Here is a 26,055-nt window from a genome sequence, read left to right as displayed (position 1 = left end):
AAAAACAGGTGGCCTGAATGATCTCAGAGGCGACAGATTTCTTGACAACTACCGGCCCGCTGCTGTCGGGCATTCAGGTTGGCGGCACAGACTTGGGCTTCTGGTTCGCCCAACAGGGGTCGATCCTGACCTTCATAGCCATCACCTTTTTCTACGCATGGCGCATGAATGGCCTAGACAAAAAATACGGCCTCGGGGAGTAAAATAATATGAGCCAGTATGCAATCAACTTGCTTTTTGTCGGGGCGTCATTCGTCCTCTATATCGGCATCGCCATCTGGGCGAGAGCCGGGTCGGCCAAGGATTTCTATGTTGCCGGTGGTGGCGTACACCCGATCACCAACGGCATGGCAACTGCCGCTGACTGGATGTCTGCCGCTTCCTTCATCTCCATGGCCGGCCTGCTAGCCTCCGGCGGCTATGCCAACTCCAGCTTCCTGATGGGCTGGACCGGCGGCTACGTGCTGCTGGCCATGCTGCTTGCGCCCTATCTTCGCAAGTTCGGCAAGTTCACCGTTCCCGACTTCATCGGCGATCGCTACTACAGCCGCACCGCGCGCCTGTTGGCGGTGATCTGTCTGATTATCGCTTCGGTGACCTACGTTATCGGTCAGATGACTGGTGCCGGCGTTGCCTTCTCGCGCTTCCTTGAGGTCAGCAACACCTGGGGCATCTGGATCGCCGCGCTGATCGTGTTCCTGTACGCGGTGTTCGGTGGCATGAAGGGCATCACCTACACCCAGGTCGCTCAGTACGTCGTGCTGATCGTGGCCTACACCATTCCAGCGGTATTCATCTCACTGGAGCTGACCGGCAACCCGATTCCGGGTCTAGGCCTGTTCAGTGACTACACAGAATCCGGCGTGCCACTGCTGACCAAGCTTGATGAGGTCATCGTGGCGCTGGGCTTCCAAGACTACACCGAAGACATCGACAACAAGCTCAACATGGTGCTGTTCACCCTGTCGCTGATGGTCGGTACCGCGGGCCTGCCCCACGTCATCATCCGCTTCTTCACCGTCCCCAAGGTCGCCGATGCGCGCTGGTCTGCCGGCTGGGCTCTGGTGTTCATCGCCCTGCTGTATCTGACAGCACCGGCAGTAGGCGCCATGGCACGCCTCAACCTGATGACCACGGTCTATCCGGAAATGGTGAGCGATAACTACGAGCAGGCGGCACTAGACCCTATCCTCTATGAGGATCGTCCTGAGTGGATCAAGACCTGGGAAGAGACCGGTCTGATCACCTTTGACGACAAGAACGACGACGGACGTATCCAAGTCTACAACGACACGAACGAAGAGTACGCGCCCATTGCTGCAGAGCGTGGCTGGAAAGGCAACGAGCTGGATGTGAATAACGACATCCTGGTACTGGCCAACCCGGAAATCGCCAACCTGCCGCCCTGGGTGATCGGTTTGATTGCAGCCGGTGGTATAGCGGCGGCACTGTCCACGGCAGCCGGTCTGCTATTGGCCATCTCGTCGGCGATCAGTCATGACTTGATCAAGACGATGATCAACCCAGGCATCTCTGAAAAATCAGAAATGCTGACGGCCCGGATATCCATGGGTGGCTCCATCCTGCTGGCAACCTACCTGGGGCTGAATCCGCCCGGCTTTGCTGCCCAAACGGTGGCACTCGCCTTCGGTATTGCCGGCGCCTCACTGTTCCCGGTGCTGATGATGGGGATTTTCTCTAAGCGCATGAACAATGTTGGCGCAGTTGCCGGCATGCTGACAGGCCTTTGCGCTACCCTTCTGTACATCTTCACCTACCTGGGCTGGTTCTTCATTCCGGGAACCAACATGCTCCCCAACACGCCGGATAACTGGATGTTCGGCATCTCGCCACTGTCCTTCGGTGCCGTGGGTGCGATGCTCAACTTCATCGTGGCCTTCTTGGTATCCCGCGTCACTGCTGCACCACCGCAGCACATCCAGGATCTGGTCGAGAGTGTGCGCTACCCGAAAGGGGCTGGCCCATCCAACGTACACTGAGGATAATCCCTCCACGCGTGCCGCTTGAGCGGTGCACCACCCAACGTCGGGCTTCCTTCGGGAAGCCCGACTGCCGTCAGGACACTAAGAATGATTTGGCATTTGATTGCGGCGATCTTCGCCGGACTGGGCAGCGCAGGTATCGCCATGCTGCTGCGCAAAATCAGCGGGAAACGCCTGCCACGCTGGATCATCCCGGCCTTTGCCGGGCTCGGCATACTGGGCTATCAGATCTACCAAGAATACAGCTGGTTCGAGCATAAACAACAGCTGTTGCCATCCGAGGCACAGGTGATCAGCTCTGAGCAACGCTCAATGGTATGGCGCCCCTGGACCTTTTTGTTTCCCATCACCAACGCCTTCACGGTAGTGGACGACAGCATCGCCAGCGAATCAGATAACAGCGATGTCGTCAGCTTCCAGCTGTATCATTTTGAACGCGCCTATCCAGACCGAGTCAGCATCCATCCTTCCTTGCTCAACTGCACTACCCGAGAACTGGTGCCGCTCGACCAGGAAAACGGCCGCGCCCAGGTCGAAGACATGCGGCTTCTGGATGAAGACGCGCCGCTGTATCAACATCACTGCTCCGGCCAATAGCGAGGCATGAGATAGCGCAGCCACCTACGGGCCTCTAGAATAGAGTCACCACAAGGAGACTTAGATGTTTGCTGGCTGGCTGCTGATCGTTGTTTCACTGCTCTACATTGCCGTGCTGTTTGCCATTGCCTGGCACGGTGACCGTCAAGCGCGCCGCTTTGGTGCCTCGCGCCGGCGGCCAGTCATCTACAGCCTGGCGCTGGCCATCTACTGCACCTCCTGGACCTTCCACGGTGCCGTCGGCCAGGCCGCCACCTCAGGCTGGTCGTTTGCCAGCATCTTCATCGGCCCGATCATCACCTTACTGCTGTTCTGGCCGGTGTTGGCCAAGATGATCCGTGTAGCGAAGCACCAGAACGTGACTTCCATTGCTGACTTCATTGCCTCGCGCTACGGCAAGACCCAGTCGCTGGCGGCCTTTGCCAGCCTGGTGGCGCTGATCGGTACGCTGCCCTACATCGCCCTGCAGCTGAAAGCGGTATCCAGTACATTTAGCCAGCTCACGCTGGCCTCAGACATCACCCGCACGCCACTGATTGGCGACACCGCTTTCTATGTCGCCTTTATCATGGCCATTTTCGCAATCCTGTTCGGTACCCGTCACACCGATGCCACCGAGCATCACGAGGGCCTCATCCAAGCGGTGGCCTTCGAGTCACTAGTCAAGCTGGTTGCCTTTCTCACCCTGGGCGCTTACGTCACCTGGGTGATGTTTGATGGCCTGGGTGACCTTCTGGCCTTTGCCGATATCCAGCTTGAGCTGCAGCGCCAGCTGGTCGAGCAGGACTTCGGTCAGAGTTTTTGGGCGCAGACCCTGCTGGCAATGCTCGCCGTGCTCTGCCTGCCACGTCAATTCCACGCTGCCGTGGTCGAAAACACCCACCGCGATGATGCGTCCATCGCCCGCTGGCTGTTTCCGACCTACCTGATCGCTTTCGCGTTTTTCGTGCTGCCACTGGCCGCCGCCGGCCTGACGTTATTTGCCGATGGCAGCGTGGCGCCAGACAACTTCGTGCTCGCCCTGCCCATGGCCAGCGGTAACAGCTGGCTGAGCCTTTTGACCTATATCGGTGGTTTTTCGGCGTCTACCGGTATGGTCATCGTCGCTGCAGTGGCTGTCTCGATCATGATTTCTAACGAGATCGTCATACCCGCGCTGTTCCGCCTGCGCTGGTTCGACACCAAGGCGCGTGACTATGGCCGCCTGGTACTGCGAACCCGTCGCATCACCATCGCGGCCGTGCTGGGCATGGCCTATGGCACCTATAAGCTGATTGGCGAGTTCAGCTCATTAGCCTCGATCGGCATGCTGTCGTTTGCCGCCGCAGCCCAGTTTGCTCCCGCAGTAATTGGCGGCCTGTACTGGAAGCGCGGCAATCGCATGGGCGTCATTGTCGGCATGGTTGCGGGCTTCACCATCTGGACTTACAGCCTGCTATTACCGGCCATGATCAGCGCCGGTGTGCTGCCCGCGCACTGGCTCAGCGGTGGCCCACTGGGCATCGGCTTTCTGTCGCCTATCTCGCTGCTGGGGCTGAACGTCGGCGACAGCTTTACCCATGGCGTCATGATGTCGCTCGGCCTGAATCTGGCCTGCTATATCTTTGTTTCCCAAGTAACGCCGCAGCGGGTAGTTGAACGCATTCAGGCCTCACTGTTCGTCGATAGCGTGGAAACACGCCAGACGTCGGTCAACCGTCCATGGACCGGTGCCACCACGGTCAACGACCTCAAAGTGCTGTGCGAACGCTTTCTTGGCCCCGCCCAAGTCAATCGCGCCTTCAGCGAATATGCCCAGCGCGCCGGCATCAGTCTTGAGGACAACGCCCGAGCGTCTATCGATATCATCCAATTCACCGAGCGCCTACTGGCCTCGGTGCTGGGCGCGTCTTCAGCACGAATCGTTGTCAACTCGGCGCTACAGGGGCGCGGCATCGGCATTTCAGATGTTATCTCTATTGTTGATGAAGCCTCTCAGGTACTGGAATTCAACCGCGCCCTGCTGCAGGCCACCATTGAAAATATCAACCAGGGCATTGGCGTGGTCGACCAAAATCTGCGCTTGGTGGTGTGGAACCAGCGTTATTTAGAGCTGTTCCGTTTTCCCGATCACTTGATACGGGTTGGCGCCTCCATGGAACGCATCTTCCGCCATAACGCTCATAACGGGGAATACGGCCCCGGAGACCCTGAGGAGCACGTCGAGCAACTGCTGAGTAATATCCGCCAGGGCCATCCTCACCGCTATGTGCGCTACCGCCAGGACGGCAGCGTGCTGGAAGTCCAGGGTACCCCCATGCCTGGGGGCGGCTTTGTGTACACCTATCAAGACATCACCCAGCAAAAGCGGGTTGAGGAAGAGCTGATCCTCTCCCAGAACAACATACGTATCTATACCGACAATGTGCCGGCGCTGATCGCCTATTTCGACAAGGAATGCCGCTACCTGTTTACCAACCGTGCCTATGAGCAGGCCTTCAACATCGACCGCGCCGCCGTGATCAGCAAGCCGCTGTGGGAGGTAATGCCGGAGCACATGGCGCGTGAGCGGGCTCCGTGGCTTGAGCGTGCGCTTGATGGTGAGCGCGTCAACTTCGAGGTGTCACTGCGCATGGAGTCCGGGCTGCACTACATGCTGGTCACCTATACGCCACACTTTGATAATAACGGCGAAATTCTCGGCTTTTTCTCGCTATATCAGGATATTACTGAGCGACGTCGCGCCGAAATCGCCCTCAAAGAAACCAACGAAACCCTGGAAGAACGAGTGCGCGAACGGACTCAGGCACTGTCTGCCGCCAACTCGGCACTACGCCAGGAAAATCGCGTGCGAGCCGAGGCCGAGCAAGCGCTGCGCCATGCCAAACAGACGGCTGAAACCGCCAACGCCTCCAAAACCCGCTTCCTGGCAGCAGCCAGTCACGACCTGCTGCAACCACTCAACGCAGCACGACTGTTCACCTCGGCGCTGTCACAACAGTTTGAAAGCGGCGAAACCAAGCGCACCATCAACCACATCGACAACTCACTGCAGGCGGCCGAGGAGCTACTGAGTACGCTGCTGGACATATCCAAATTGGATGCCGGCGCGCTGACACCCCGTCGCAGCCACTTTGCCCTGGCTGACATCATCCAGCCATTGCGCGCCGAATTCGATGTAATGGCCGCCGATCGCGGCCTCGACCTCCATGTGGTGCCTACCCGCTGCTGGGTCGACAGCGATCCTCAGATGCTTCGCCGCATCATTCAGAACTTCCTGTCCAACGCCATTCGCTATACCCAGCAAGGCCGCGTTCTGCTGGGCTTTCGACGTCAAAAAAATCATCTGCTCATCGAAGTATGGGACAGCGGCCCCGGCATTCCAGAAGCCAAGCTCAGCGAAATCTTCCAGGAATTCAAACGACTCGATCAGGTCTCACGGCATAAGGAAAGTGAGCGAGGTCTGGGCCTCGGGCTATCGATTGCTGACCGCATGAGCCGCGTGCTGGACCATCCGATCCGGGTAAGGTCCAGGGTTGATCAGGGCACCGTTTTCAGCATTAGGGTTCCCCTGGTGCCAGCTGGCCAGCTCAGTAGTTACGACACCAGCAACGTCAAGCGGGCCGGCAACAAGCTGGCTGGCAAACGCATCCTGTGTATCGATAACGAAACGCTGATCCTAGAAGGCATGAAAGCCATGCTGACGGGCTGGGGCTGTGACGTGCATACCGCCACCTCAATCAGCAGCGCCAAAACGGTGCTTCGCCATCTGGATGGCGATCCCGACGCCATCCTGGCCGACTACCATCTGGACAACGAAGTGACCGGCCTGATGGCCATTGATGCGCTGACCGAACGCCTGGAAAGTGACGTACCCGGCATCGTCATCACCGCCGACCGCACCGAAGAAGTCGCCGAGCAGATCAAGCGCGGCGGCTTCCACCTGTTACTCAAACCCGTCCGCCCCGCCGCCCTGCGCGCCCTACTGACCCGCACCCTTCAGGCCAGCCAGGCCATGGGAAGAACCAAGAAGAGTGAGTGATAGCTCATGCCCTACCAGGCGCCTGACGGCGCCATCGCTGTCTGAAGCCAGCTTCCACGAAGGTCAAAAAATCCGTTTATAAACAACGAGATGCGCCGATTTTATTGTGGGAGCCCGATAAACCGGGCTCCCACAAAATCGGGCAAGCTCAGGAGCGGACTTTCGGCGGCTCCACTTCGAGTTTCTGGGCGATGATGACGGCCTGGGTACGGGAATGCACACCGAGCTTGCGCAGGATGGCAGTAACATGGGCCTTGATGGTGGCTTCAGATACGCTCAACTCGTAGGCAATCTGCTTGTTGAGCAGACCTTCGGTGAGCATGTTGAGTACGCGGAACTGCTGCGGGGTCAGTGAGGCAATCGCTTCGGCAAACCGGGTGTCTTCTTCGTCGGCACCGGCGAGACTGTCAGCCATGTCGGCAGGTAGCCACACTTCACCATTAAGAATCTCACCTACCGCTTCGGCAATCAGCTGCAGGGATGACGACTTGGGAATGAATCCCGATGCACCGTAGTCGATAGCGCGCCGCACCACATGCGGCTCATCACTACCCGATACAACAGCAACCGGAACCTCTGGCGCTTGGCTGCGCAACTGGATCAGCCCTGAAAACCCATGGGCCCCCGGCATATGCAGATCCAGCAGGATCAGGTCTGCATCCGGATGGCGCGTAACCACCTCATTGGTGGCCTCCATGGTATCAGCCTCTACAATCTCGGCTTGAGCCCCAACCTGACGCAACGCCTGAGTCAATGCGGCGCGAAACAGGGGATGGTCATCAGCAACGATGAACTTCTGAGCAACTGCCATGGGTTCTCCTCCAAATACCTTGAGCGATGACCCGCACCGTCAGCGGATGCTTTATTTATTGCATTCATGTTAACTCAGCCCAGCCTCTTGCCCCAAGTATCTTTATCGAACGCCAAAAACAAGCGCCAGCATAACGGCCGGCGCTTGTTTCATATTGCAACCTTGCAGTTGCTGCTTCACATCAACGGTTAACGCGGTCTTCAATTAGCTCATCCACCACTGACGGATCGGCCAGCGTGCTGGTATCACCCAGACCTTCAGTCTCGTTGGCGGCAATCTTGCGCAGAATACGGCGCATGATCTTGCCTGAGCGGGTCTTGGGCAGATCCCTGGCCCACTGGATAACATCCGGAGAAGCGATGGGGCCGATATCCTTACGCACCCACTGGACCAGCTCTTTCTTGAGCTCGTCGCTGGGCTCAAAGCCTTCTGCCAGGGTGACATAGATGTAGATGCCCTGCCCCTTGATATCATGAGGGAAGCCCACCACGGCCGCTTCAGCCACCTTGTCATGCGCCACCAGCGACGACTCAATCTCGGAGGTGCCCATGCGGTGCCCAGAAACGTTGATCACGTCATCGACGCGGCCGGTAATCCAGTAATAACCGTCCTCATCACGACGCGCGGCATCACTAGTGAAGTACATCCCTGGGTAGGTCGAGAAGTAGGTCTGAATAAAGCGCTCGTGGTCACCCCAGATGGAACGGGCAATACCCGGCCAGGAATCCAGGATCACCAGGTTGCCCTCGGCTTCGCCTTCCAGCAGATTACCGTCGGCATCGGCGATACCCGCCTTAACGCCAAATAGAGGATAGGTCGCGGAGCCCGGCTTGAGGTCGGTAGCGCCAGGCAGAGGCGAAATCAGGATGCCGCCGTTTTCGGTCTGCCACCAGGTATCAACAATCGGGCACTTGGTATTACCGATGACCCGGTAATACCACTCCCAGGCTTCGGGGTTGATCGGCTCACCGACTGACCCCAGCAGGCGCAGACTCTCGCGAGTACTGGACGCCATAACATCATCGCCATGGGCGCGCAGTGCACGGATCGCCGTTGGCGCCGTGTACAGGATGTTGACCTTGTGCTTATCGACCACTTCGCCCATACGGCCTGGCGTCGGATAGCTGGGCACACCCTCGAACATCAGGGTGGTGGCGCCATTAGCCAAAGGGCCATAGACGATGTAGCTGTGGCCGGTGATCCAGCCAACGTCAGCGGTACACCAGTAGACGTCACCATCCTTGTAATCAAAGACATATTGGTGTGTCAGGGCGGCGTACGTCATGTACCCACCGGTGGTATGCTTCATGCCCTTGGGCGCACCGGTAGAGCCCGAGGTAAATAGGATGAATAACGGATCTTCAGCGTTCATCTCTTCGGCCGGGCACTCGGTAGGCTGACCGGAAACGATATCTTCGTACCAGACGTCGCGACCATCATGCCAGTCAATTTCACCACCAGTACGCTTGACCACCATCACATTCTTACACACATCGGTGCCATCGCGGGTCAGCGCTGCATCGACGTTGTCCTTGAGCGGCACGTTCTTGCCGCCACGTACCGACTCATCGGCAGTGATGACCAGCTTGGACTGCGCACCCACCACACGCTGCGCTACCGCATCCGGCGAGAAGCCGCCAAAGATCACCGAGTGGATCGCACCGATTCGCGCACAGGCCAGCATAGCAATGGCTGCTTCGGGGATCATCGGCAGATATAGGGTAACCACATCACCTTTTTCGATACCCAGCGACTTCAGGCCGTTGGCCATCTGACAGGTCTTTTCGTACAGATCGCGGTAAGTCAGCGTCTTGTCGGTATTCGGATCGTCGCCTTCCCAGATAATCGCCGGCTGGTCGCCACGGGTCTCCAGATGACGGTCAAGGCAGTTGACACTGGCATTGAGCGTGCCGTCCTCGAACCAACGAATTTCGACATTATCCGGGCCAAAAGAAGAGTTCTTGATCTTGGTGGGCGGTTTGATCCAGTCAAGCCGCTTGGCCTGCTCTGCCCAATAGCCTTCAGGATCCTCGATGGACCGGCGATACTGAGCTTCGTAACCTGCCTTATCGATCCAGGCGCTTTTGGCCAGTGCCTCGGGAACCGGATAAATGTGCTTGTGCTGCTCACTCATAGAAAAGACCTCTTGCTCAGGAAGAATATCAGGCAGATAACAGCATCCGAACGCATTGTTGTTGTGCGTAACGGCCCAGTCAGTAACCCGTCTAGCATATCCCTCTCGGGGCCGTCTTCCATTTAGACCTTGGTAGAAATAAAAAACACTTTAATAACAGATAGTTAACTAACTTTAATATCTTCATTACGACCCAGATAGGTCAGCGGTAACAGACAGCTACGACAATGGTAGCGCTTCCCCCCGAGAACCAGCCCATGGCGCCGATTCGTGAAAGTGTGTCGCATGCAAGAACACGCATAGATATGCGGGGCCGGACTTGCCCGACCGGTATCAAAGCAATGTGTCACATCAGGCGCCAGCCCGAACAGCTCGCGCATGACAGTTTTCCACTCATGACCGTGCGGGCGCATCTTCTCGCTGCCTTCAAGGTGGTCAACCAGCCAGTGCGCCATTTCATGGGGAACAATGTTGATTAGGAATGCATAGCGGTTTTCATCGTAAAGTACGGGGTTGAAACGCAAACCGCCTCGGCCAAAATGCGCCTGGCCTGCGGTTTTGCCGCGCAAATCGAACCAGATGCGCGGACACGGCAAGTCGCCATACACCTCCAGGCAAAGTTTCCATGCCTCGGTACAGCGATCAAGCAGCGCCTGTTGACTGGCCGTAACGTCCAGCCCGGTCAACCAGTCCTTATCAATATCATCAAGTACGGGAGTCATCATGAATGCTAGAATGGCATGAGCCTCTGGTAGCGTAAAGCGCGCCACCAACTGCGGCTATCCCCCGCTAACCGGCCTGCACACAGGCCTGCGACAGCAGCGAGAGACACCATGCCTGACAACGAAACACCCCAGCCCTACCCCCTGCTTGAGGATGAGAATCTCGATGAGCTCGACGGCTTTCTGGCGTCCGAGCGGGCGGGACCTGACGCGCTGGACTTGATCGGCAGCCATGGTTTTCTGGTGGCACTGGCCGTAGCCCCCGTTGAACAGTCAACCGGCGTATGGGTAGCCGAGCTGTTTCAGGGCGAGCCAGCGTTTGCCGATGCCACAGAGCGCGATCGGATTCTTGGCCTGCTGGACAGCCTACGCACCAATGCCATTAACGTGCTGGAAGCGGGCGGACTGCCTGAGCTCCCGTTTGACCTGGAGCTGGATGGACTACCCCCGGAAGAGACGCCAACCGGCGACTGGTGCGCCGGCTTCATGGAAGGTGTATTTCTCAATGAAGCCGCCTGGTTCGAAGACAGCGAAGAAACCGCAGCTACCCTGCTGCTCCCCTTCATGCTGCTCTCGGGGTTGTTCGATGACGAACCTGACATGGCTGAACTGGCCAAAGATGAACAACGCCTCGCCGAACTTACCGCCCAACTGCCTGAGCTGGTACTCGACCTCTACCTGCACTTTCGCGTCCCCCCTGAGACGGACCAACCGCGCCCAAGGCGCAAGGGGCCTGCTGGTGGAAAAAAAGGGAAGACAGGACGCAAACGCTGACCCCCAAGGGGCCTGAAAGCCGCTCCCACAACCCCTTTAAAACAGCGACATGCACTGGTTTTCGTAGGAACCTTGCTCACAAGGCGAAACCGTTGCACAGCGGCGGCGGGTAACATCCGTGACACTCGCCTGGTATTGCAGACACCTCAACTCTGCATGGCACGGTGCACATAGAGATCATAGCGGCTGGTCTTGCCTTCCAGCACATGGCGTGGCGCGGGCCCTGCCAGCGGTGGTGCCTTGCGTGGCCGTTTGACCACCACGCGATATGTCGCCATATCCAGCGCGGCTTCAAGCAACTGCGCTGCATCATCATCGTCCCCCGCCAACTCGCGAAACACCCGCATTTCCTTCTTGACCAGCGCCGACTTGTCGCGGTGGGGAAACATCGGGTCCAGGTGAATGACGTCAGGCTCCGCGCCGGAAGCCTGGATCAGCGCTTCCAGGTCGCGACAGGCATCTCCCTGCATCAGCGTCATGGCAGCGGCAATCTCTGCAGTGTCGACATCCTGCCTGGCGCGCCTCAACCCATCATCGAGCAGCGCGGCAATCGCCGCTACCCGCTCAATCAGCAGCACCCGCGCGCCAAGGCTGGCCAGCACAAAGGCGTCGCGTCCCAGCCCCGCCGTGGCATCGATTACCGAAGGCGTAGCCACCTTGCCCAGCCCACAGGCACGGGCGATCAACTGGCCTCTACCGCCGCCAAAACGCCGGCGATGTGCGGCACGTCCGGCGACAAAATCCACCTGCAGCGGCTTGCCATATCGCCGAGAGTCGCCGGCTAGCTCCAATCGGCCATCTTGCTGTCGCAGCAATAGTGAGGCCTCACGGCCCTCGGGACTGTCGTGCTCAGACAGCCCCCAGCGCTGGGCCAGCTCAGCAGTGGTCGCTGCCACCACAGATGCCCGAGTCACCGGTTCTTTTTCCATGCAACCTGGTCGCGCAGATAAACAGGCTGTGCCTCATGTGCCGCACACCCCTTGCCAGCAGCAAAGGCATCCGCAGCCAGTAGCACCATGTCCTCCGCCGCCGCCTCGCAGTCAGGCAGACACTGCTGGACAGCAGCCCGGGTCTGCTCTGGCATGGCCTCTTTGAGATGCCAGCCCGAGCCCACACCAACCCAGCTCTCGCCGCCCTCAGGCACCAGCAGGCGCTCAGGCGCCAACAAGCTTTCTTCCATGCGCGCAATCATCCCGCCGCCAGCGGCCTCGCCATACTGCCAGGCGGCGGCGTACAGCTCGCCCATACGCGCATCCAGCACGGTCAGCAGATACTGAAACCCATGGCGTCGATAGGCACCGAGCGCCAGGGTTTCAAGGGTCGAGATACCAATCAGCGGGCGCCCCAAGCCAAACGCCAGCCCCTGGGCTACACCAGCGGCTATACGCAGCCCGGTGAAAGAACCAGGGCCATGCCCATAGGCCACGGCATCAAGCTCGGCAGGCGTAACGCCAGCTTCGGCCAGCACCTCATCGACCATTGGCAGCAGCCGCCGCGTATGTTCTCTGGGCGTGAGCTCAAAGCGTGAAATCAGCTGGTCATCCCTGCCGCTCTGACGGTGCAGCAGCGCGGCGGAACAGGCACTTGATGAGGCATCCAAGGCAAGCAGTATTGGCATATGATGGGCAAGATGTCAGGAAAATGTTGGCTAATTATACGCCAAAGGCCCGCGCAATGCGGGCCTTTGCAACGACAGAGTAACTGATACTCGGTCTCGGATTCGCTAGGCTCAGCCTTCTAGAGCGCGGGTTACCTGAGACGTGATGTCATCCACACTACCGACACCTTCAACCCGGTGATAGGCAGGCGCGACGCTGGGCTCTTCAGCCGCCCACTGCTGGTAGTACTCCACCAGCGGTGCCGTCTGATCGTGGTAGATAGCCAGGCGATTGCGGACTGTCGACTCGCTGTCGTCTTCGCGCTGAATCAGCGGCTCGGCAGTCACGTCGTCCTTCCCTGCTTCTTTGGGCGGGTTATAGTCGATGTGATAGGTACGACCAGACGCCTGGTGCACACGACGGCCCGCCAAGCGCTTGACGATTTCCTCATCCGGCACAGCAATTTCAAGCACATGGTCAATTTTGACCTGGGCTTCCTTCATGGCATCAGCCTGGGGAATGGTGCGCGGGAAGCCGTCAAACAGAAAACCGTTGGCACAGTCCGGCTGAGCAATACGCTCCTTGACCAAAGCAATGATCAGCTCATCAGACACCAGCCCACCCGTCGCCATAATTTCCTTGACCTTGAGGCCCAGCTCACTGCCTTCCTTAACTGCAGCGCGCAGCATGTCGCCAGTGGAAATCTGCGGAATGCCAAAGCGCTCACAGATGAACTGGGCCTGGGTGCCCTTACCGGCGCCCGGCGCCCCTAACAGAATCAAACGCATCTGACTGCTCCTTGAAGCAATATATTAAATTGTAGAGTGTTAAAAATGAGTGAAATTACAATACCCCTGCCATCGACGTCAGACAAGATGAACATCATGAAAAAACCAAAGGACTTAATAAAAAACCTTTTCCTTTCAACTGCCTGGCAACAAATAACACTTTGGTCTGGCAGACCAAACGACGAAAAAGACGGCGCCCAAAGGCGCCGTCTCCGCTGCACTTGCTTCCGTTCCTCGCCTTACAGCAGCTGGCGACGAATATCGCTGAGCAGCTGCGCAATAAAGGCCGTAAAGCGCGCCGCATCGGCACCGTTAACCGCACGGTGGTCATAGGATAGTGACAGCGGCATCATCAGCCTCGGCTGGAAGCTGGCACCATCCCAGACCGGCTTCATCTGCGCCTTTGAGACACCAAGAATGGCGACTTCTGGCGCATTGACAATGGGCGTGAAGGCCGTGCCACCAATCGAACCCAGACTCGAAATGGTGAAGCAGCCGCCGCTCATGTCGTCGCGCTTAAGCTTCTTATTCTGCGCCTTGCCAGCCAGCTCAACCGACTCCTTGGCCAGCTCAATTAGCGACTTCTTGTCGGCATCTCGGATCACCGGCACCATCAGGCCATCCGGCGTATCCACGGCAATTCCGATGTGTACGTACTTCTTGTACACCAGCGTTTCGCCGTCGCTTTTCAGGCTGACGTTGAACTGTGGATAACGTGCCAGCGCCAGCGCACAAGCCTTGATCATGAACGGCAGCGGCGTGAGCCTGGCACCCTGGGCCTCAGCCTCGGCTTTCATCGACTTTCGGAAGGCCTCCAGCTCGGTGATATCCGCCTCGTCGAACTGGGTGACGTGGGGCAGATTGACCCAGCTGCGATGCAGGTTGGTCGCGCCCATTTTCATCAGGCGACCCATGGGCTTCTCTTCGACCTCACCAAACTGGCTGAAGTCGACGTCAGGAATCGGTGGAATACCGCTACCAGCCGCGCCCTGCGCCGCGGGGCTCGCACCTTTGGCCTGACCGCCCGCCATCACCTGCTTAACGTAGCTGTGGACGTCCTCCTTGAGCACGCGATCCTTGGGGCCACTGGGCTTGACCAGCTCAAGGTCAACGCCCAACTCACGGGCCAGCATACGGACCGCCGGCCCGGCATGCACCAGCTTACCTTCACGGGGCTTTTGAGCGGCCATTTCGGCCTCCGGGCTCGGGCGACCCGCCGGAGATGAGCTCTGCTTGGGCTGCTCAGCGCCACCTTGCTGGGGCGCGGCATGCTGAGGCGCGCTGGCCTCTTCAGCACCACCGCCAACGGTTTCAATGTAGCCGATCAGATCACCCTCGGAGACGGTATCGCCTTCCTTGACGCTCAGCTCAATCAGCTTGCCCGCGTAGGGGCTTGGCACATCCATAGAGGCCTTGTCAGACTCCAGAGTAATCAGCGTGCCTTCTTCCTCAACCTCGTCGCCAACAGAGACGCCCATCTCGATAATTGGCACGTCGCTGGAACCGCCCAGATCCGGCACACGGATTTCCTGACGCTTCGGCCCACTGCTGGCTGCAGGTTTGGGCTGCGAATCAGCGCTAGACTCGGCGGCCGGTGCAGCAGGCGCATCCGCTGCGCTGTCATCAGCACCGGCATCCTCATCGCCAGTGACTTCGATAGTACCGATCACGTCGCCCATCGACACGGTATCACCCACCTTGACGGTCAGGGTGACCAACTTACCGGCCTGTTCGCTAGGCACGTCCATAGACGCCTTGTCAGACTCCAGGGTAATCAGGGTGTCTTCTTCGGCAATCTCATCACCTACGGCCACAGCCACTTCGATAACTTCGACATTTTCGTCACCGCCGAGATCAGGAATCACAATATCCACGGTCTGCTTGCCGCCATCTGAGCTAGCGCTTGGCGCCGGTTTCTCGGCTGCCGTTGGCTTGTCAGACTCAGCGGCGGGAGCCGCTGACTTGGCCTCGGGCTCAGCATCCCCGCCGCCTTGAGCCTCAAGCTCAACGATGGCATCACCTTCGGATACGGTATCGCCTTCCTTAACCAGTATCTTGACGATCTTACCGCCCTTGGGCGAAGGCACGTCCATGCTGGCCTTGTCAGATTCCAGGGTGATCAGGGTATCTTCAGCGTTGATAACATCGCCGACAGACACCGCGACCTCGATGATTTCCACATCGGAATCGCCGCCGATGTCGGGAACATTGATGGTTTCGCTACTCAAGGTTGCGCTCCTTCCAAATCGTGTCTGGAACGGGCGGGGCAATCCCCGCCCGGACATCGGGATCAGCTGGTCAGCGGATTCGGCTTGTTGGTATCAATGCCGTATTTGGCAATTGCCTCAGCGACAACTTTGCGATCCATCTCACCACGGTCCGCCAGCGCCTTGAGAGCGGCAACGGTGACGAAGTAGCGATCCACTTCAAAGAAATGGCGCAGCTTCTCGCGGGTGTCGGAGCGGCCATAGCCGTCGGTTCCCAGCACATGGTAGTCGGTCGGCACCCAGGCGCGAACCTGGTCGGCGAACAGTTTCATGTAATCGGTGGCGGCAATTGCCGGCCCCGTGCGGCCCTCAAGGCAGGCTGTTACATGTGGCTGCCCACGCTCAACCTCAGGATTGATAAACGCCTGACGGTCAATTTCTAACGCCTCACGACGCAGCTCATTGAAACTGGTCACGCTCCAGATATCAGAGCCCACACCCCACTCCTCAGCGAGTATTTCAGCAGCAGCTTCAACCTCACGCAGGATCGTGCCAGAACCCATCAGCTGCACATGCCCCTTGTCGCCTTTGCTCTCGCGCAGCAGGTACATGCCCTTGATGATGTCCGCCGCAGGAATCTCTTCCAGCTCAGGGTGCGGGTAATTTTCGTTCATCACCGTGAGGTAGTAGAAGCAGTTTTCCTTGTCGGCAAACATACGTTTCAAGCCATCCTGCACAATCACCGCCAGCTCATGGGCATAGGTCGGGTCATAACTACGGCAGTTGGGAATCATCGATGCCTGCAGGTGGCTGTGGCCATCCTGGTGCTGCAGGCCTTCACCGTTAAGCGTTGTACGCCCTGCTGTACCGCCTACCATGAAGCCGCGTGCCTGCATGTCGCCAGCCGCCCAGGCCAGATCACCGATACGCTGGAAACCAAACATCGAGTAGTAAATGTAGAACGGCAACAGCGGAATGTCGTTATTGCTGTAGGACGTGGCCGCAGCAATCCACGACGACATGGCACCCGCTTCGGTGATGCCTTCTTCAAGCACCTGACCGGCCTTGTCCTCGCGATAGTACATCAGCTGGCCCCTATCCATGGGCTCATACTTCTGACCACCGGGGCTATAGATACCCAGCTGGCGGAACATACCTTCCATCCCGAAGGTACGCGCCTCGTCGGGCACAATCGGCACTACCTGCTGGCCAAAGCCCTTGTGCTTCACCAGGCCGTTGAGGATGCGCACGAAAGCCATGGTGGTGGAAATCTCACGGCCTTTGGAACCGCCAGTCTGCGAAGAGAAAATCTTGTCGTCGAGGCTAGGAATATCCAGCGCCTCGAAGTCCGAGTTGCGTGTCGGCAGATAGCCGTTCAAGCGTTCGCGCTGAAGATGCATATAGCGCATCTCAGGAGAGTCGTCCTCCGGCTTGAAGTACGGCATTTCATTCTCGATCTGCTCATCCGAGACATTGATGCTGAAGCGGTCGCGGAAGCGCTTGAGAACGCCCTTGTCGTCAATCGACTTGACCTGGTGCGCCTCGTTGTCGGCTTCGCCGCCGTCCGCGCCAAGACCATAACCCTTGACGGTATGCGCCAGCACCACGGTAGGACGCCCATTGGCGTTATGAACCGCCTCATGATAAGCGGCATACATCTTGTAGGGGTCGTGGCCGCCACGGTTGAGCTTCCAGATGTCGTCGTCGGACAGATCCTTGACCATCTCGGCAGTTTCCGGGTACTTGCCAAAGAAGTGCTCCCGGGTATAGGCGCCACCCATGGCCTTGTAGTTCTGGTACTCGCCGTCGACCGCCTCGTCCATGCGCTTCTGCAGAATGCCCTTGTGATCCTGCTCGAAAAGCGTATCCCACAGACGCCCCCAGACCACCTTAATTACGTTCCAACCGGCACCGCGGAATACGCCCTCCAGCTCGTCCATGATCCGCGAGTTACCGCGCACCGGACCGTCCAGACGTTGGAGGTTACAGTTGACGACAAAAATCAGGTTGTCCAGGTTCTCGCGAGCCGCCAGATGAATGGCACCTAATGACTCCGGCTCATCACACTCGCCATCACCCATGAAGCACCACACCTTGCGGTCCATCATCGGCTGCAGGCCGCGCTGGTCCAGGTATTTCATGACGTGAGCCTGATAGATCGCCATGATCGGTCCCAACCCCATGGAAACCGTCGGCATCTGCCAGTAGTCAGGCATCAGCCACGGGTGAGGATAGGAAGACAGACCGTCGCCATCGACCTCCTCGCGGTACTTATCCATCTGATCTTCGGTCAGGCGGCCTTCCAGGAAGGAGCGGGCATAGACACCCGGCGAGCTGTGTCCCTGAATGAACAGCAGGTCACCCTTAAAATCGCCCTTGGGCGCACGGAAGAAGTGATTGAAGCCCACATCATACAAGGTGGCACTGGACATGAAGCTGGCAATGTGGCCGCCAATGCCGCTGTTCTTGGCGTTGGCGCGGGTCACCATGGCCGCTGCGTTCCAGCGGATTAGTGAGCGGATACGCCGCTCCATAAACATGTCGCCAGGCATACGTGCCTCGCGATGTACCGGAATCGTGTTGCGATGTGGCGTCGTCACCGAGAAAGGTACCTGGCTGCCGTCCCGGCGAACACGGTCCGCCAAGCGGGTTAACAGATAACGGGCGCGCTCCTCACCCTCGCGGTCCAGTACTGACTCCAGGGATTCTAACCACTCCGTGGTTTCGACCGGATCGAGATCTTCTCGTGTCTCAAGACTCATGGACGTCTCTCCGAATGACGGTGGGGACTGATTTCCCCACGGCAAGAGGTATTTGCTATGGGTGGCCGCACGCAAACTGTCGGCAGTACAACCACGTTTTTGTAATGTTTTTACAAGACGCCGTGAACCACACAGCACGGCTCTCAAAATTATCGCATCTGTTACATAGTGGCAATTAAAACAGATTTGGAACTGATTTCCAAAACTCTTTGAGTCAGCATCTCCTGTGGCCTCGCGCCGCTCCGCCCTCACACCCGCCAACTTAAATGTAGAAGCGGCACTTGTGCCGCAAAACCGTCGCGTAGCGGCGGCGGGAGTAGAGTGGAGAGATTACAACACTGATTTTGCGAGCTGCTGATGATAGAAAGCCCAGTCAAAAGCAGAGCCGGGGTCATTTTTGCGTAACGGAGCAACATGCGCGTGGCCAACGATACGTTCAATGGCCATTTCGGAATAATGCCCTATCAGCGCGTGCGTCACTCGGCATAACGTAAGATACTGGGAATGAGTGTAGGGCGAGATTTCATCACCCTCCAGCTCAATGCCGATGGAAAAATCATTCAACTGCTGACGCCAGTGCCCGGCGTCCAGCCAGCGCGAGCGGCCAGCATGCCAGGCGCGCCGGTCAAAGGGCACGAACTGCACGCACTCACCGTCGCGGCGAATCAGCAAATGCGCCGACACACGCAACTGGTATATCCCAGCAAAATAGGGGTGCGCCTCAGGGTCCAGCCGGTTAGTGAACAGTTGCTCGATCGCCTCACCGCCAAACTCACCTGGCGGCAGGCTGATTGAGTGCACCACCAGCAGTGACACCTCACCATCCGGCCGTTCATTGCAGTTAGGTGACAGCACGCGCCGGGCACCACCCAGCCAGCCTTCATGTATCGCTGGTAGAACAGACGCCTGAATAGACGGTTGAATCGACATGTTTCTCCCCTGACGTTAACCTGCACAGTTCACTTATAATGACCGCTCAACGCATTTCAGCACAGAGTTTCCACACAGACTTTTAAATACAGGGACAGGCTTACCATGGACTATCAGGATGCCCTCGCCGAGGAGATTCGCAACAGCGCAGCCCGTCTGCTAGCGGAGGACGTCGGCCCCGGTGACATCACTGCCCAGCTGATTCCCGCCACCCAGCGCGCAAAGGCCCGTGTGATTGCGCGTCAGGACAGCGTGCTCTGCGGCATGGCCTGGGTCAACGAGCTGTTTCGTCGCCTGGACACCAGTGTTTCGCTGCACTGGTTAGCCAGCGACGGTGATCGCATTGCCGCCAACGAGCCCTTCCTGCTGCTGGAAGGTCCGGCACGCAGCCTGCTGACTGGCGAGCGCGCTGCACTCAACCTACTGCAAACGCTGTCAGGTACCGCCACCCAGACCCGCGCTTTCGTTGACCTGATCGACGACATCGGTGTACGTCTGCTGGACACCCGAAAGACCCTGCCCGGCATGCGCCTGGCCCAGAAATACGCCGTCACCTGCGGCGGGGGACACAACCATCGTATCGGCCTCTATGACGCTTTCCTGATCAAGGAGAACCACATCGCCGCCTGCGGCGGCATTTCGGCTGCCATCGAAGAAGCCCGCCGCATCGCACACGACCTGCCGGTAGAGATAGAAGTAGAGACCTTTGCAGAGCTGGATAACGCTCTTGCCGCTGGTGCCGACGTCATCATGCTGGACAACTTCTCTCTAGATGACATGCGCGAAGCGGTAGAACGCAACGCCGGAAAGGCCGTGCTTGAAGCATCAGGCAACGTCGAAGCCGCCAGGCTCAGGGATATTGCCGAAACCGGCGTCGACTGCATCTCCAGCGGCGCCCTGACCAAAAACGTCACCGCCATCGACCTATCAATGCGGCTGACAGATGTTGTCGACTAACAGGTTTTGAAAACGACCATTAAAAACAGCGAGCCGCTGCAGCTTGAGCCCATCGGCCATATCTTCAGCGACTTTGCCGACCCCTTCGGCATTCCACGTCAGCCTGGGCTAGCCAGTGCCGCCCGCGCCACCCTGGTACTCTGCTCCCCTTATAACGACCCACTCAGTGTGCGCGGGCTAGAAGACTTCAGCCACATCTGGCTGACCTTTATCTTTCATCTCAGCCCGAAACGCTGGACGCCGCTAGTACGCCCGCCTCGCCTGGGCGGCAACACAAAGATGGGGGTTTTTGCCACCCGCAGCACCCACCGCCCCAACCGCCTTGGCTTATCACTGGTTACCCTGGAACATATCGACACCCGTCATGGCGTATGCCTGAGCCTCAGCGGCGCCGATCTCGCGAACGGCACCCCAGTGGTCGATATCAAACCCTACCTGCCCTGGCTTGAAGCACGCCCGGATGCCCGAGGTGGCTTCGCCCCCGAACCACCCCTGCTGTGTCACGTGGTATTCAGCAACCAGGCACGCCAGCAACTCGCCGCACGAGCTGACTGCGAAAACTTCAGCACTCTGATCCAACAAGTTCTCGCCCAGGACCCACGCCCCGCCTACCGCCGCAGCCCCGACACCCGCATCCACGGCATCCGCCTGCGCGACGTCGACGTACGCTTTCGCGCCACCCGGGAAAATGTACTGGAAGTCATAGAACTACGCCCTGCGTAAGAGAGGCCTTCAGGCGCCTGGGTATCGCCACCAGATGTGCCATCGGCACCACCCCCGCCGCCGCTGCGCGGCGGTTTCGGCATGTAAACATGCCTCCTACGAAAACCAGTTTCGCCTTGTGAATAAGGCTCCTTCGAAAGCCAGTATATGTCGATGATATATAATGAAATGAAATGCCATAGCCGAGCAAGGTGAGCGATGGGCTCTTACAGACCCGGGTCGTTGTAGCGTGTGAAGATCAGGGTGAAGCAGGTGCCTTCACCCAGGGTGCTGGTGCAGATGATTTTTGCGCGATGTTGGTCGACTACGGCTTTGACCAAGGCGAGGCCGAGGCCGTGGCCGTGGATTTCGGAGTCGACATTGACACGGCTATAGCTCTCGAATATGCGCGGCAAGTCGGCTTCAGCGATGCCGCGACCCTGGTCACAAATCCGACATACCACATGCTCAACATCTTCTTGGACGCTAACCGTAACCTCAGTATCAACGGGGCTGTATTTGATCGCGTTATCCAACAGGTTATGCAGAGCACGCACCACATACCCCCTGTCGCCGCGCACCACACCACCCTCTTCACACTCCAGCTCGGAGCTCAGCTTGATACGCTTGATCCTGGCCGCTGACCACACCTGGTCCAGCACCTCCATCACCACGTCTTCCAACACCACCACATCGATCACCGGTGCGCCAAATTCAATCTTGGCCAACTGCATGAAGTCCTCTGTGAGGGTCAAGCCAGTACGCACCTGCTGCTCGATACGCTGATAAAACGCGCCATCAGACAACGCCGTTTGCGGCTGGCGCTGCAGGTCGACAAGGGCAAGAAGACCGGTCTGGGGAGACTTGAGATCATGGGAAAGAAAGCGCAGCATGCGGGCGCGCTGTTCTTCGGCCTGATTTTCCGCTGTCAAGTCAACCAGGCCGATCAGCCAGCCACTCTGCTGATGTACGCTCACCGTGTGCAGCGGCGCGAAATCCAGCCGGTAACAGCGATCGGGTACGCCATATACCCGACGACCATGGACCTGTTCAAGTACAGCCCCCAGGCTGGCATCGCCGCTTCCAAAGACGATGCTGTCATCCAGAGTCTCTAGAAGCTCGCTAACATTCTCGCTGTGCCTACCTAACTGCTGCCGCTCAAGCTGCCGAGCAAGACGGTTTGCCAGAATGATACGGCCATCATCAGCCACAACCAGCAGAGGCAGCGGCAACGACTTCAGCGAATCTGACACGAAGCGACGTGCACTGCGCAGGCGTTCAACGCCAGTGTCCAGCGCATGCAGCCGCCGATGCAGCGCATCACCCCAGTTAGGCGGAGGCTCAGCGTCAGCCACCGGGAACAGTTGCGGCTCCCGCTCCAGCTGCTCGATTTCTTTCTTGAACCAATTGAGCGCCTCAGCCTGACTACGCCAGCTGATCAACAGATACGCCACAACAATCGACAGCATACTGACCGATGGCGGCCACCACCAACCCTGGGTCATCAGCAACCATGACGCCAGCAGCGTCACCACTAAAGAGAACACCACCGGCAGCATCAGATAACGAAAGCGCAGCAGCCCCAGCACCAGCATCATCCCCAGCAAGGGCAACAGTGCCAAGGCGGCACCCAGCCTCTCTGGTACGCCAACTATGAAACGGCCGTCGCGCAGCGCATCGAGTAAGTTAGCCTGCACTTCTATGCCGGGCATGCTGCCCTGGGTAAATGCCAGCGATACCGGATGCTTGTCACCCAGCCCGCCTGCTGTCGCTCCCACCATGATGATGCGGTCGCGTAGCAAAACATCTGGCACCTCGCCACGCAACACGCTGATGTAAGGCACGCTGGAATAACTGCCCGGTGGCCCCCGGTAAGGCACTCTCACCGCGTGGTCACGCTGCCAGTTTTCATCACCATTCTTTTGCAGGGTGTCAAAGGCCTCTGGCAGTGCCGTTGGCTGTTTGCTAGCATCTTTCTGCAACGCCTGATAAAGCTTCCAGGCAAGCTGGTGCCAACTCTGGCCGCCACTTGTCACTTCAAGGTAAAGTCGGCGAACCATGCCATCCGTGTCTGTCTCAACACTCACATGGCCAAGCCCTCTGGCCGCTTCACGCAACTCCGGAAGAGGCGGCAACACCGCTCCACGCATACCCGCGCCAAGCAAGCGCAACACTGGCAGAAAGACATTGCCATTACGCTTTATGGCCGCGACCAACTGCTTGTCCTCACCCGCATTGCGAGCCGGCTCAGTAAAAAACACATCCATCAACACGGCTCTGACTCCGGCCTCGGATAACCGGTTCAGCAGCCGCGCATGGGTGTCTCTTGGCCAGGGCCAGGAGCCCAGCGACTCAAGACTAAGCTCATCAATGGCAACAATCAGCACATCGGAAGACACCGGGTCACTGCGCCACGACACCAAGGTGTCATAGACCAGCTTGTCGGATGTCCAATAGTGCTCATACTGAAGCCACCAGGTCAGTGGCATCAAGAACAGGACAATCAATACACAGGTACGTGCGTAGCGGCGCGTACTACTGGTTGCGAGCCTCGGCATTCAACCTTCCAGAACCAACCAGCTGGCTGGTAGCTTCATCAGCCTGCGACACCAGCACACGCCAGTAATAATCCCCGTCAGGCAAGTTTCTGACATGTGCGCCTTGCGAGCTCTGCATCTGTTTATCAACCAGGGGAGCGCTGAAGTCTTCCGTCACAGAGAGCTGAAGGCGGTAACTCACACGGGGGAGGGAGCTCCAGTGAAAAATCCATTCGCCCTGACGATACTCGACATGAGCGCCAACAGGACGATAAAACAGCACCTCTAACCCCGGAAGCCCTTCAATATCTTTGTTGTCGACGGCCATCAGGCGTAAATGATACAAGCCCTCCTCAAGGCCTGAAAATTCTAGCTGGCGGCTATCCGAGCTGACATCTTGGACTACACGATAGAAGTCAGCGTCGGTGGCCAGTTGTGCTCGATACAGAGCTGCACCCGGCACGTAGCCCAGCATCAGCTCCAGCGAACCACCCAGCCCCTCTGTAGAAGACTGCAAGCGTGGCGGCGGCAACAGCTGGACCACACCGAACTGGCCTCCATCCGCCCAAGCGCCTTGGCCGGCAGCCACACCTGCCTGGCCACTGCTGAACGACGCGTCCACCAGCCCTTCAAGCACGCTGGTCGTAGTACCTGCAACACTGCCACTGGTGGTCACAGCATCATCGCGATACGCCGCACGAAAGTGAGTACCTCGCACGCCTAAGTTGCCCGTCGGGGTGACAACATCAAAGTGCGGATCACCTGACTCGTTGCGGGGAATTCGAGACTCTACCTCGCCATCGACAAGCGTGACCCTCACACCCTGACCACTCTTGCGCTTATCAAGTGTCACCCGCGTGTTGGACGGCAGGGTGACTGTTGCGCCATCGGCAAAGTTGATTGCCACAAAACCATCAGAACTGCTTTCTAGAAAATCACCGGCCTGCACCTGCTCGCCTTCACGCAGTGGTACACGCTGGCCCTGCTCAACACGCCACACCGCACCGGTCAAGTGCGTCACCACGCCGGGGAAGCTAGACTCGAGAGGACTGAGACTAAGCATCTCTCCCGGCTGCAGGTGAATGGGTACAGGAACGTCATTGTCTGTGCTGAGTTTTCTCCAGACATCAGGTGTACCGTAATACCTTTCTGAAATATCCCACAACGTATCACCGGGCTGCACCTGATACAGCTTCGCTGCACCAGAGCCATCATCCATGCTCTTATCGACAGAAGAATTCGCAGAGAACACATTGCCAGATACCACCAACAGTGTAATCAGCATCAAACCAGAAAAAATTCTCATTGCACTCCCCCAGCACATATCAATCACTACACCTTCGCGCAGCCAGGTACAGTGGTCTCACTGAACAATCAGTCTGCCAGCAATGAGGAAGAAACCCACCCAAGACCTTGCTGAGACGGTATATACACCTGCGACCAGCCGTCGCTCTCACCCAATACAAAAACCTCATCGCCACGTTTAAGTTTAGTAATCACATCATAATCAGTGGATTTTCCTGCACGGATATTGACCCGAGCACTGTTGATGGTGCGCTTTCTGAGGTGCTTGAGGCTTTTTTCCAGGTTGTCGATTGCCAGCTCATTACCATTGGCATGTGCCTGAGCAAACCAGAATACTGCCCAGGCATTATTGCGCTCCACTCCACTGCCCTTCGCGTATAGTGCGCCCAGACTGTTCTGAGCATACTGATCACCCTGCTGGGCAGCTTTACTGTACCATTCAAAGGCTTTTTCGGGATTGCGCTCCACACCATTACCGTTTTCATACAGGCTACCCAGGTTATTCTGGGCCACAGCTACTCCCTGTTCTGCCGCTGCTTCAAACAGTCGAGCCGCCTGCTCAGGGTTCTTACTACCATCCCGACCTTCCAATAACAGCATTGCTAGCCATACCTGAGCATCGGGGTCGTTTTCAGACGCAGCCATAGAAAGCCACTCCATCGCTTCACTGTCTCCCGCACCTGGCAACTCGCCCTCAAAAGCCAAGCCCGCCAGACGCAACTGCGACTCCACACTGCCCTGCTCCGCCGCCAACCGATACCACTTAATGCTTTCCCCGGAGTTCGCCGCAGTGCCAACACCGCTTTCATACATGCGGGCAACCTGATACTGCGAGTCCGCATCACCACGCTCAGCCAGCAGGCGCCACTCATAAAAAGCTGAGGCATAATTCTGTTTCTCAAAATCGCGCTGTGCCGAGGCAAAGTCAGCCGCCGCAAGCGGTGCCTGAAACGCAATAACGAGCAATATAGATAAACACCAACGCTTATCAGCAGGTACGTTCATAGGCTCCTCTCAACTAGCTGAAATAAAAGCAACCCATCACAGCTTCTTTAACCATGAATCCATTGAGTACTTCCCATCCAGAACGACTGACTCCCCGAATACCCTTACCGTGACAAAGCACGATAGTTTACTGCCATGACAAGGAGCGATCTACCAGAGCCTAGCGCTCCGGAATACGCTCATGGGTAAGCACACAGAATAC

General features: G+C 57.9%; 18 protein-coding genes and 1 pseudogene. 7 read left to right on the top strand and 12 right to left on the bottom strand.

The window, feature by feature from the left end; translation table 11 throughout:
* Positions 1–56: 56 nt before the first annotated feature.
* The 4 genes and pseudogenes from ACTH3D_RS05985 to ACTH3D_RS05970 form a co-directional block, all read left to right on the top strand.
* Positions 57–203 (top strand): annotated as a pseudogene (locus ACTH3D_RS05985) (DUF4212 domain-containing protein); the annotation flags it as partial.
* A gap of 6 nt (positions 204–209) precedes the next feature.
* Positions 210–2,000, top strand: a complete 1,791-nt coding sequence (locus ACTH3D_RS05980; RefSeq protein ID WP_441666153.1) for a sodium:solute symporter family protein — start codon at positions 210–212, stop codon at positions 1,998–2,000.
* A 90-nt stretch (positions 2,001–2,090) separates the two neighbouring features.
* Positions 2,091–2,600, top strand: coding sequence for a hypothetical protein (locus ACTH3D_RS05975; protein ID WP_441666152.1), 510 nt, complete (start codon positions 2,091–2,093; stop codon positions 2,598–2,600).
* A gap of 64 nt (positions 2,601–2,664) precedes the next feature.
* Entirely contained in the window at positions 2,665–6,621 is a 3,957-nt protein-coding gene (locus tag ACTH3D_RS05970) for a hybrid sensor histidine kinase/response regulator (protein ID WP_441666151.1), read from the top strand.
* Between the two features lie 148 nt (positions 6,622–6,769).
* On the opposite strand, the gene ACTH3D_RS05965 is transcribed toward ACTH3D_RS05970, so the two are convergent.
* From ACTH3D_RS05965 to ACTH3D_RS05955, 3 genes are all read right to left on the bottom strand, one after another.
* On the bottom strand, positions 6,770–7,432 hold the full coding sequence (locus ACTH3D_RS05965; protein ID WP_441666150.1) for a response regulator: 663 nt from the start codon (positions 7,430–7,432) through the stop codon (positions 6,770–6,772).
* A gap of 181 nt (positions 7,433–7,613) precedes the next feature.
* Positions 7,614–9,566 (bottom strand): acetate--CoA ligase, encoded by a 1,953-nt coding sequence (acs, locus tag ACTH3D_RS05960; RefSeq protein WP_441666149.1) that lies wholly within the window; start codon positions 9,564–9,566, stop codon positions 7,614–7,616.
* A gap of 164 nt (positions 9,567–9,730) precedes the next feature.
* A complete protein-coding gene (locus ACTH3D_RS05955) occupies positions 9,731–10,336 on the bottom strand; it encodes a SprT family zinc-dependent metalloprotease (RefSeq protein ID WP_441666154.1) in 606 nt (201 codons plus the stop codon).
* 63 nt (positions 10,337–10,399) lie between these two features.
* Between ACTH3D_RS05955 and ACTH3D_RS05950 the strand changes: the two genes are divergently transcribed.
* The gene (locus tag ACTH3D_RS05950; RefSeq protein ID WP_441666148.1) at positions 10,400–11,062 is read left to right on the top strand and encodes a YecA/YgfB family protein; all 663 of its coding nucleotides are present in this window, start codon (positions 10,400–10,402) and stop codon (positions 11,060–11,062) included.
* Between the two features lie 146 nt (positions 11,063–11,208).
* On the opposite strand, the gene ACTH3D_RS05945 is transcribed toward ACTH3D_RS05950, so the two are convergent.
* From ACTH3D_RS05945 to ampD, 6 genes are all read right to left on the bottom strand, one after another.
* The gene (locus ACTH3D_RS05945; RefSeq protein WP_441666147.1) at positions 11,209–11,991 is read right to left on the bottom strand and encodes a class I SAM-dependent methyltransferase; all 783 of its coding nucleotides are present in this window, start codon (positions 11,989–11,991) and stop codon (positions 11,209–11,211) included.
* Positions 11,973–12,680, bottom strand: coding sequence for a tRNA (adenosine(37)-N6)-threonylcarbamoyltransferase complex dimerization subunit type 1 TsaB (gene tsaB, locus ACTH3D_RS05940; RefSeq protein WP_441666146.1), 708 nt, complete (start codon positions 12,678–12,680; stop codon positions 11,973–11,975). Before tsaB ends, ACTH3D_RS05945 begins: the two co-directional genes overlap by 19 nt.
* 111 nt (positions 12,681–12,791) lie before the next feature.
* Positions 12,792–13,448, bottom strand: coding sequence for an adenylate kinase (adk, locus tag ACTH3D_RS05935; RefSeq protein ID WP_441666145.1), 657 nt, complete (start codon positions 13,446–13,448; stop codon positions 12,792–12,794).
* 239 nt (positions 13,449–13,687) lie between these two features.
* The gene (aceF, locus tag ACTH3D_RS05930) at positions 13,688–15,676 is read right to left on the bottom strand and encodes a pyruvate dehydrogenase complex dihydrolipoyllysine-residue acetyltransferase (RefSeq protein ID WP_441666144.1); all 1,989 of its coding nucleotides are present in this window, start codon (positions 15,674–15,676) and stop codon (positions 13,688–13,690) included.
* A gap of 62 nt (positions 15,677–15,738) precedes the next feature.
* Positions 15,739–18,417 (bottom strand): pyruvate dehydrogenase (acetyl-transferring), homodimeric type, encoded by a 2,679-nt coding sequence (gene aceE, locus ACTH3D_RS05925; protein WP_441666143.1) that lies wholly within the window; start codon positions 18,415–18,417, stop codon positions 15,739–15,741.
* A 330-nt stretch (positions 18,418–18,747) separates the two neighbouring features.
* Positions 18,748–19,347, bottom strand: a complete 600-nt coding sequence (ampD, locus tag ACTH3D_RS05920) for a 1,6-anhydro-N-acetylmuramyl-L-alanine amidase AmpD (RefSeq protein ID WP_441666142.1) — start codon at positions 19,345–19,347, stop codon at positions 18,748–18,750.
* Between the two features lie 105 nt (positions 19,348–19,452).
* On the opposite strand from ampD, the gene nadC reads away from it, so the two are divergent.
* Positions 19,453–20,304, top strand: a complete 852-nt coding sequence (nadC, locus tag ACTH3D_RS05915; RefSeq protein WP_441666141.1) for a carboxylating nicotinate-nucleotide diphosphorylase — start codon at positions 19,453–19,455, stop codon at positions 20,302–20,304.
* A 6-nt stretch (positions 20,305–20,310) separates the two neighbouring features.
* Positions 20,311–21,027 (top strand): tRNA (N6-threonylcarbamoyladenosine(37)-N6)-methyltransferase TrmO, encoded by a 717-nt coding sequence (gene tsaA / locus ACTH3D_RS05910; protein ID WP_441666140.1) that lies wholly within the window; start codon positions 20,311–20,313, stop codon positions 21,025–21,027.
* A gap of 206 nt (positions 21,028–21,233) precedes the next feature.
* Here tsaA and ACTH3D_RS05905 read toward each other — a convergent pair whose 3' ends face one another.
* The 3 genes from ACTH3D_RS05905 to ACTH3D_RS05895 form a co-directional block, all read right to left on the bottom strand.
* Positions 21,234–23,564, bottom strand: a complete 2,331-nt coding sequence (locus ACTH3D_RS05905) for a CHASE2 domain-containing protein (RefSeq protein WP_441666139.1) — start codon at positions 23,562–23,564, stop codon at positions 21,234–21,236.
* Positions 23,542–24,849: a FecR domain-containing protein gene (locus tag ACTH3D_RS05900; protein ID WP_441666138.1), complete on the bottom strand. Its 1,308-nt coding sequence runs from the start codon at positions 24,847–24,849 to the stop codon at positions 23,542–23,544. Before ACTH3D_RS05900 ends, ACTH3D_RS05905 begins: the two co-directional genes overlap by 23 nt.
* Before the next feature lie 68 nt (positions 24,850–24,917).
* Positions 24,918–25,814, bottom strand: a complete 897-nt coding sequence (locus tag ACTH3D_RS05895) for an SH3 domain-containing protein (protein WP_441666137.1) — start codon at positions 25,812–25,814, stop codon at positions 24,918–24,920.
* Between the last annotated feature and the right edge of the window lie 241 nt (positions 25,815–26,055).

The sequence above is a fragment of the Halomonas sp. genome, assembly GCF_052095765.1.
In the GTDB taxonomy this organism is placed as follows: Bacteria; Pseudomonadota; Gammaproteobacteria; order Pseudomonadales; family Halomonadaceae; genus Halomonas.
The sequence above is the reverse complement of the archived record's forward strand: the minus strand, read 5'-3'. Positions and strand labels throughout refer to the sequence as shown.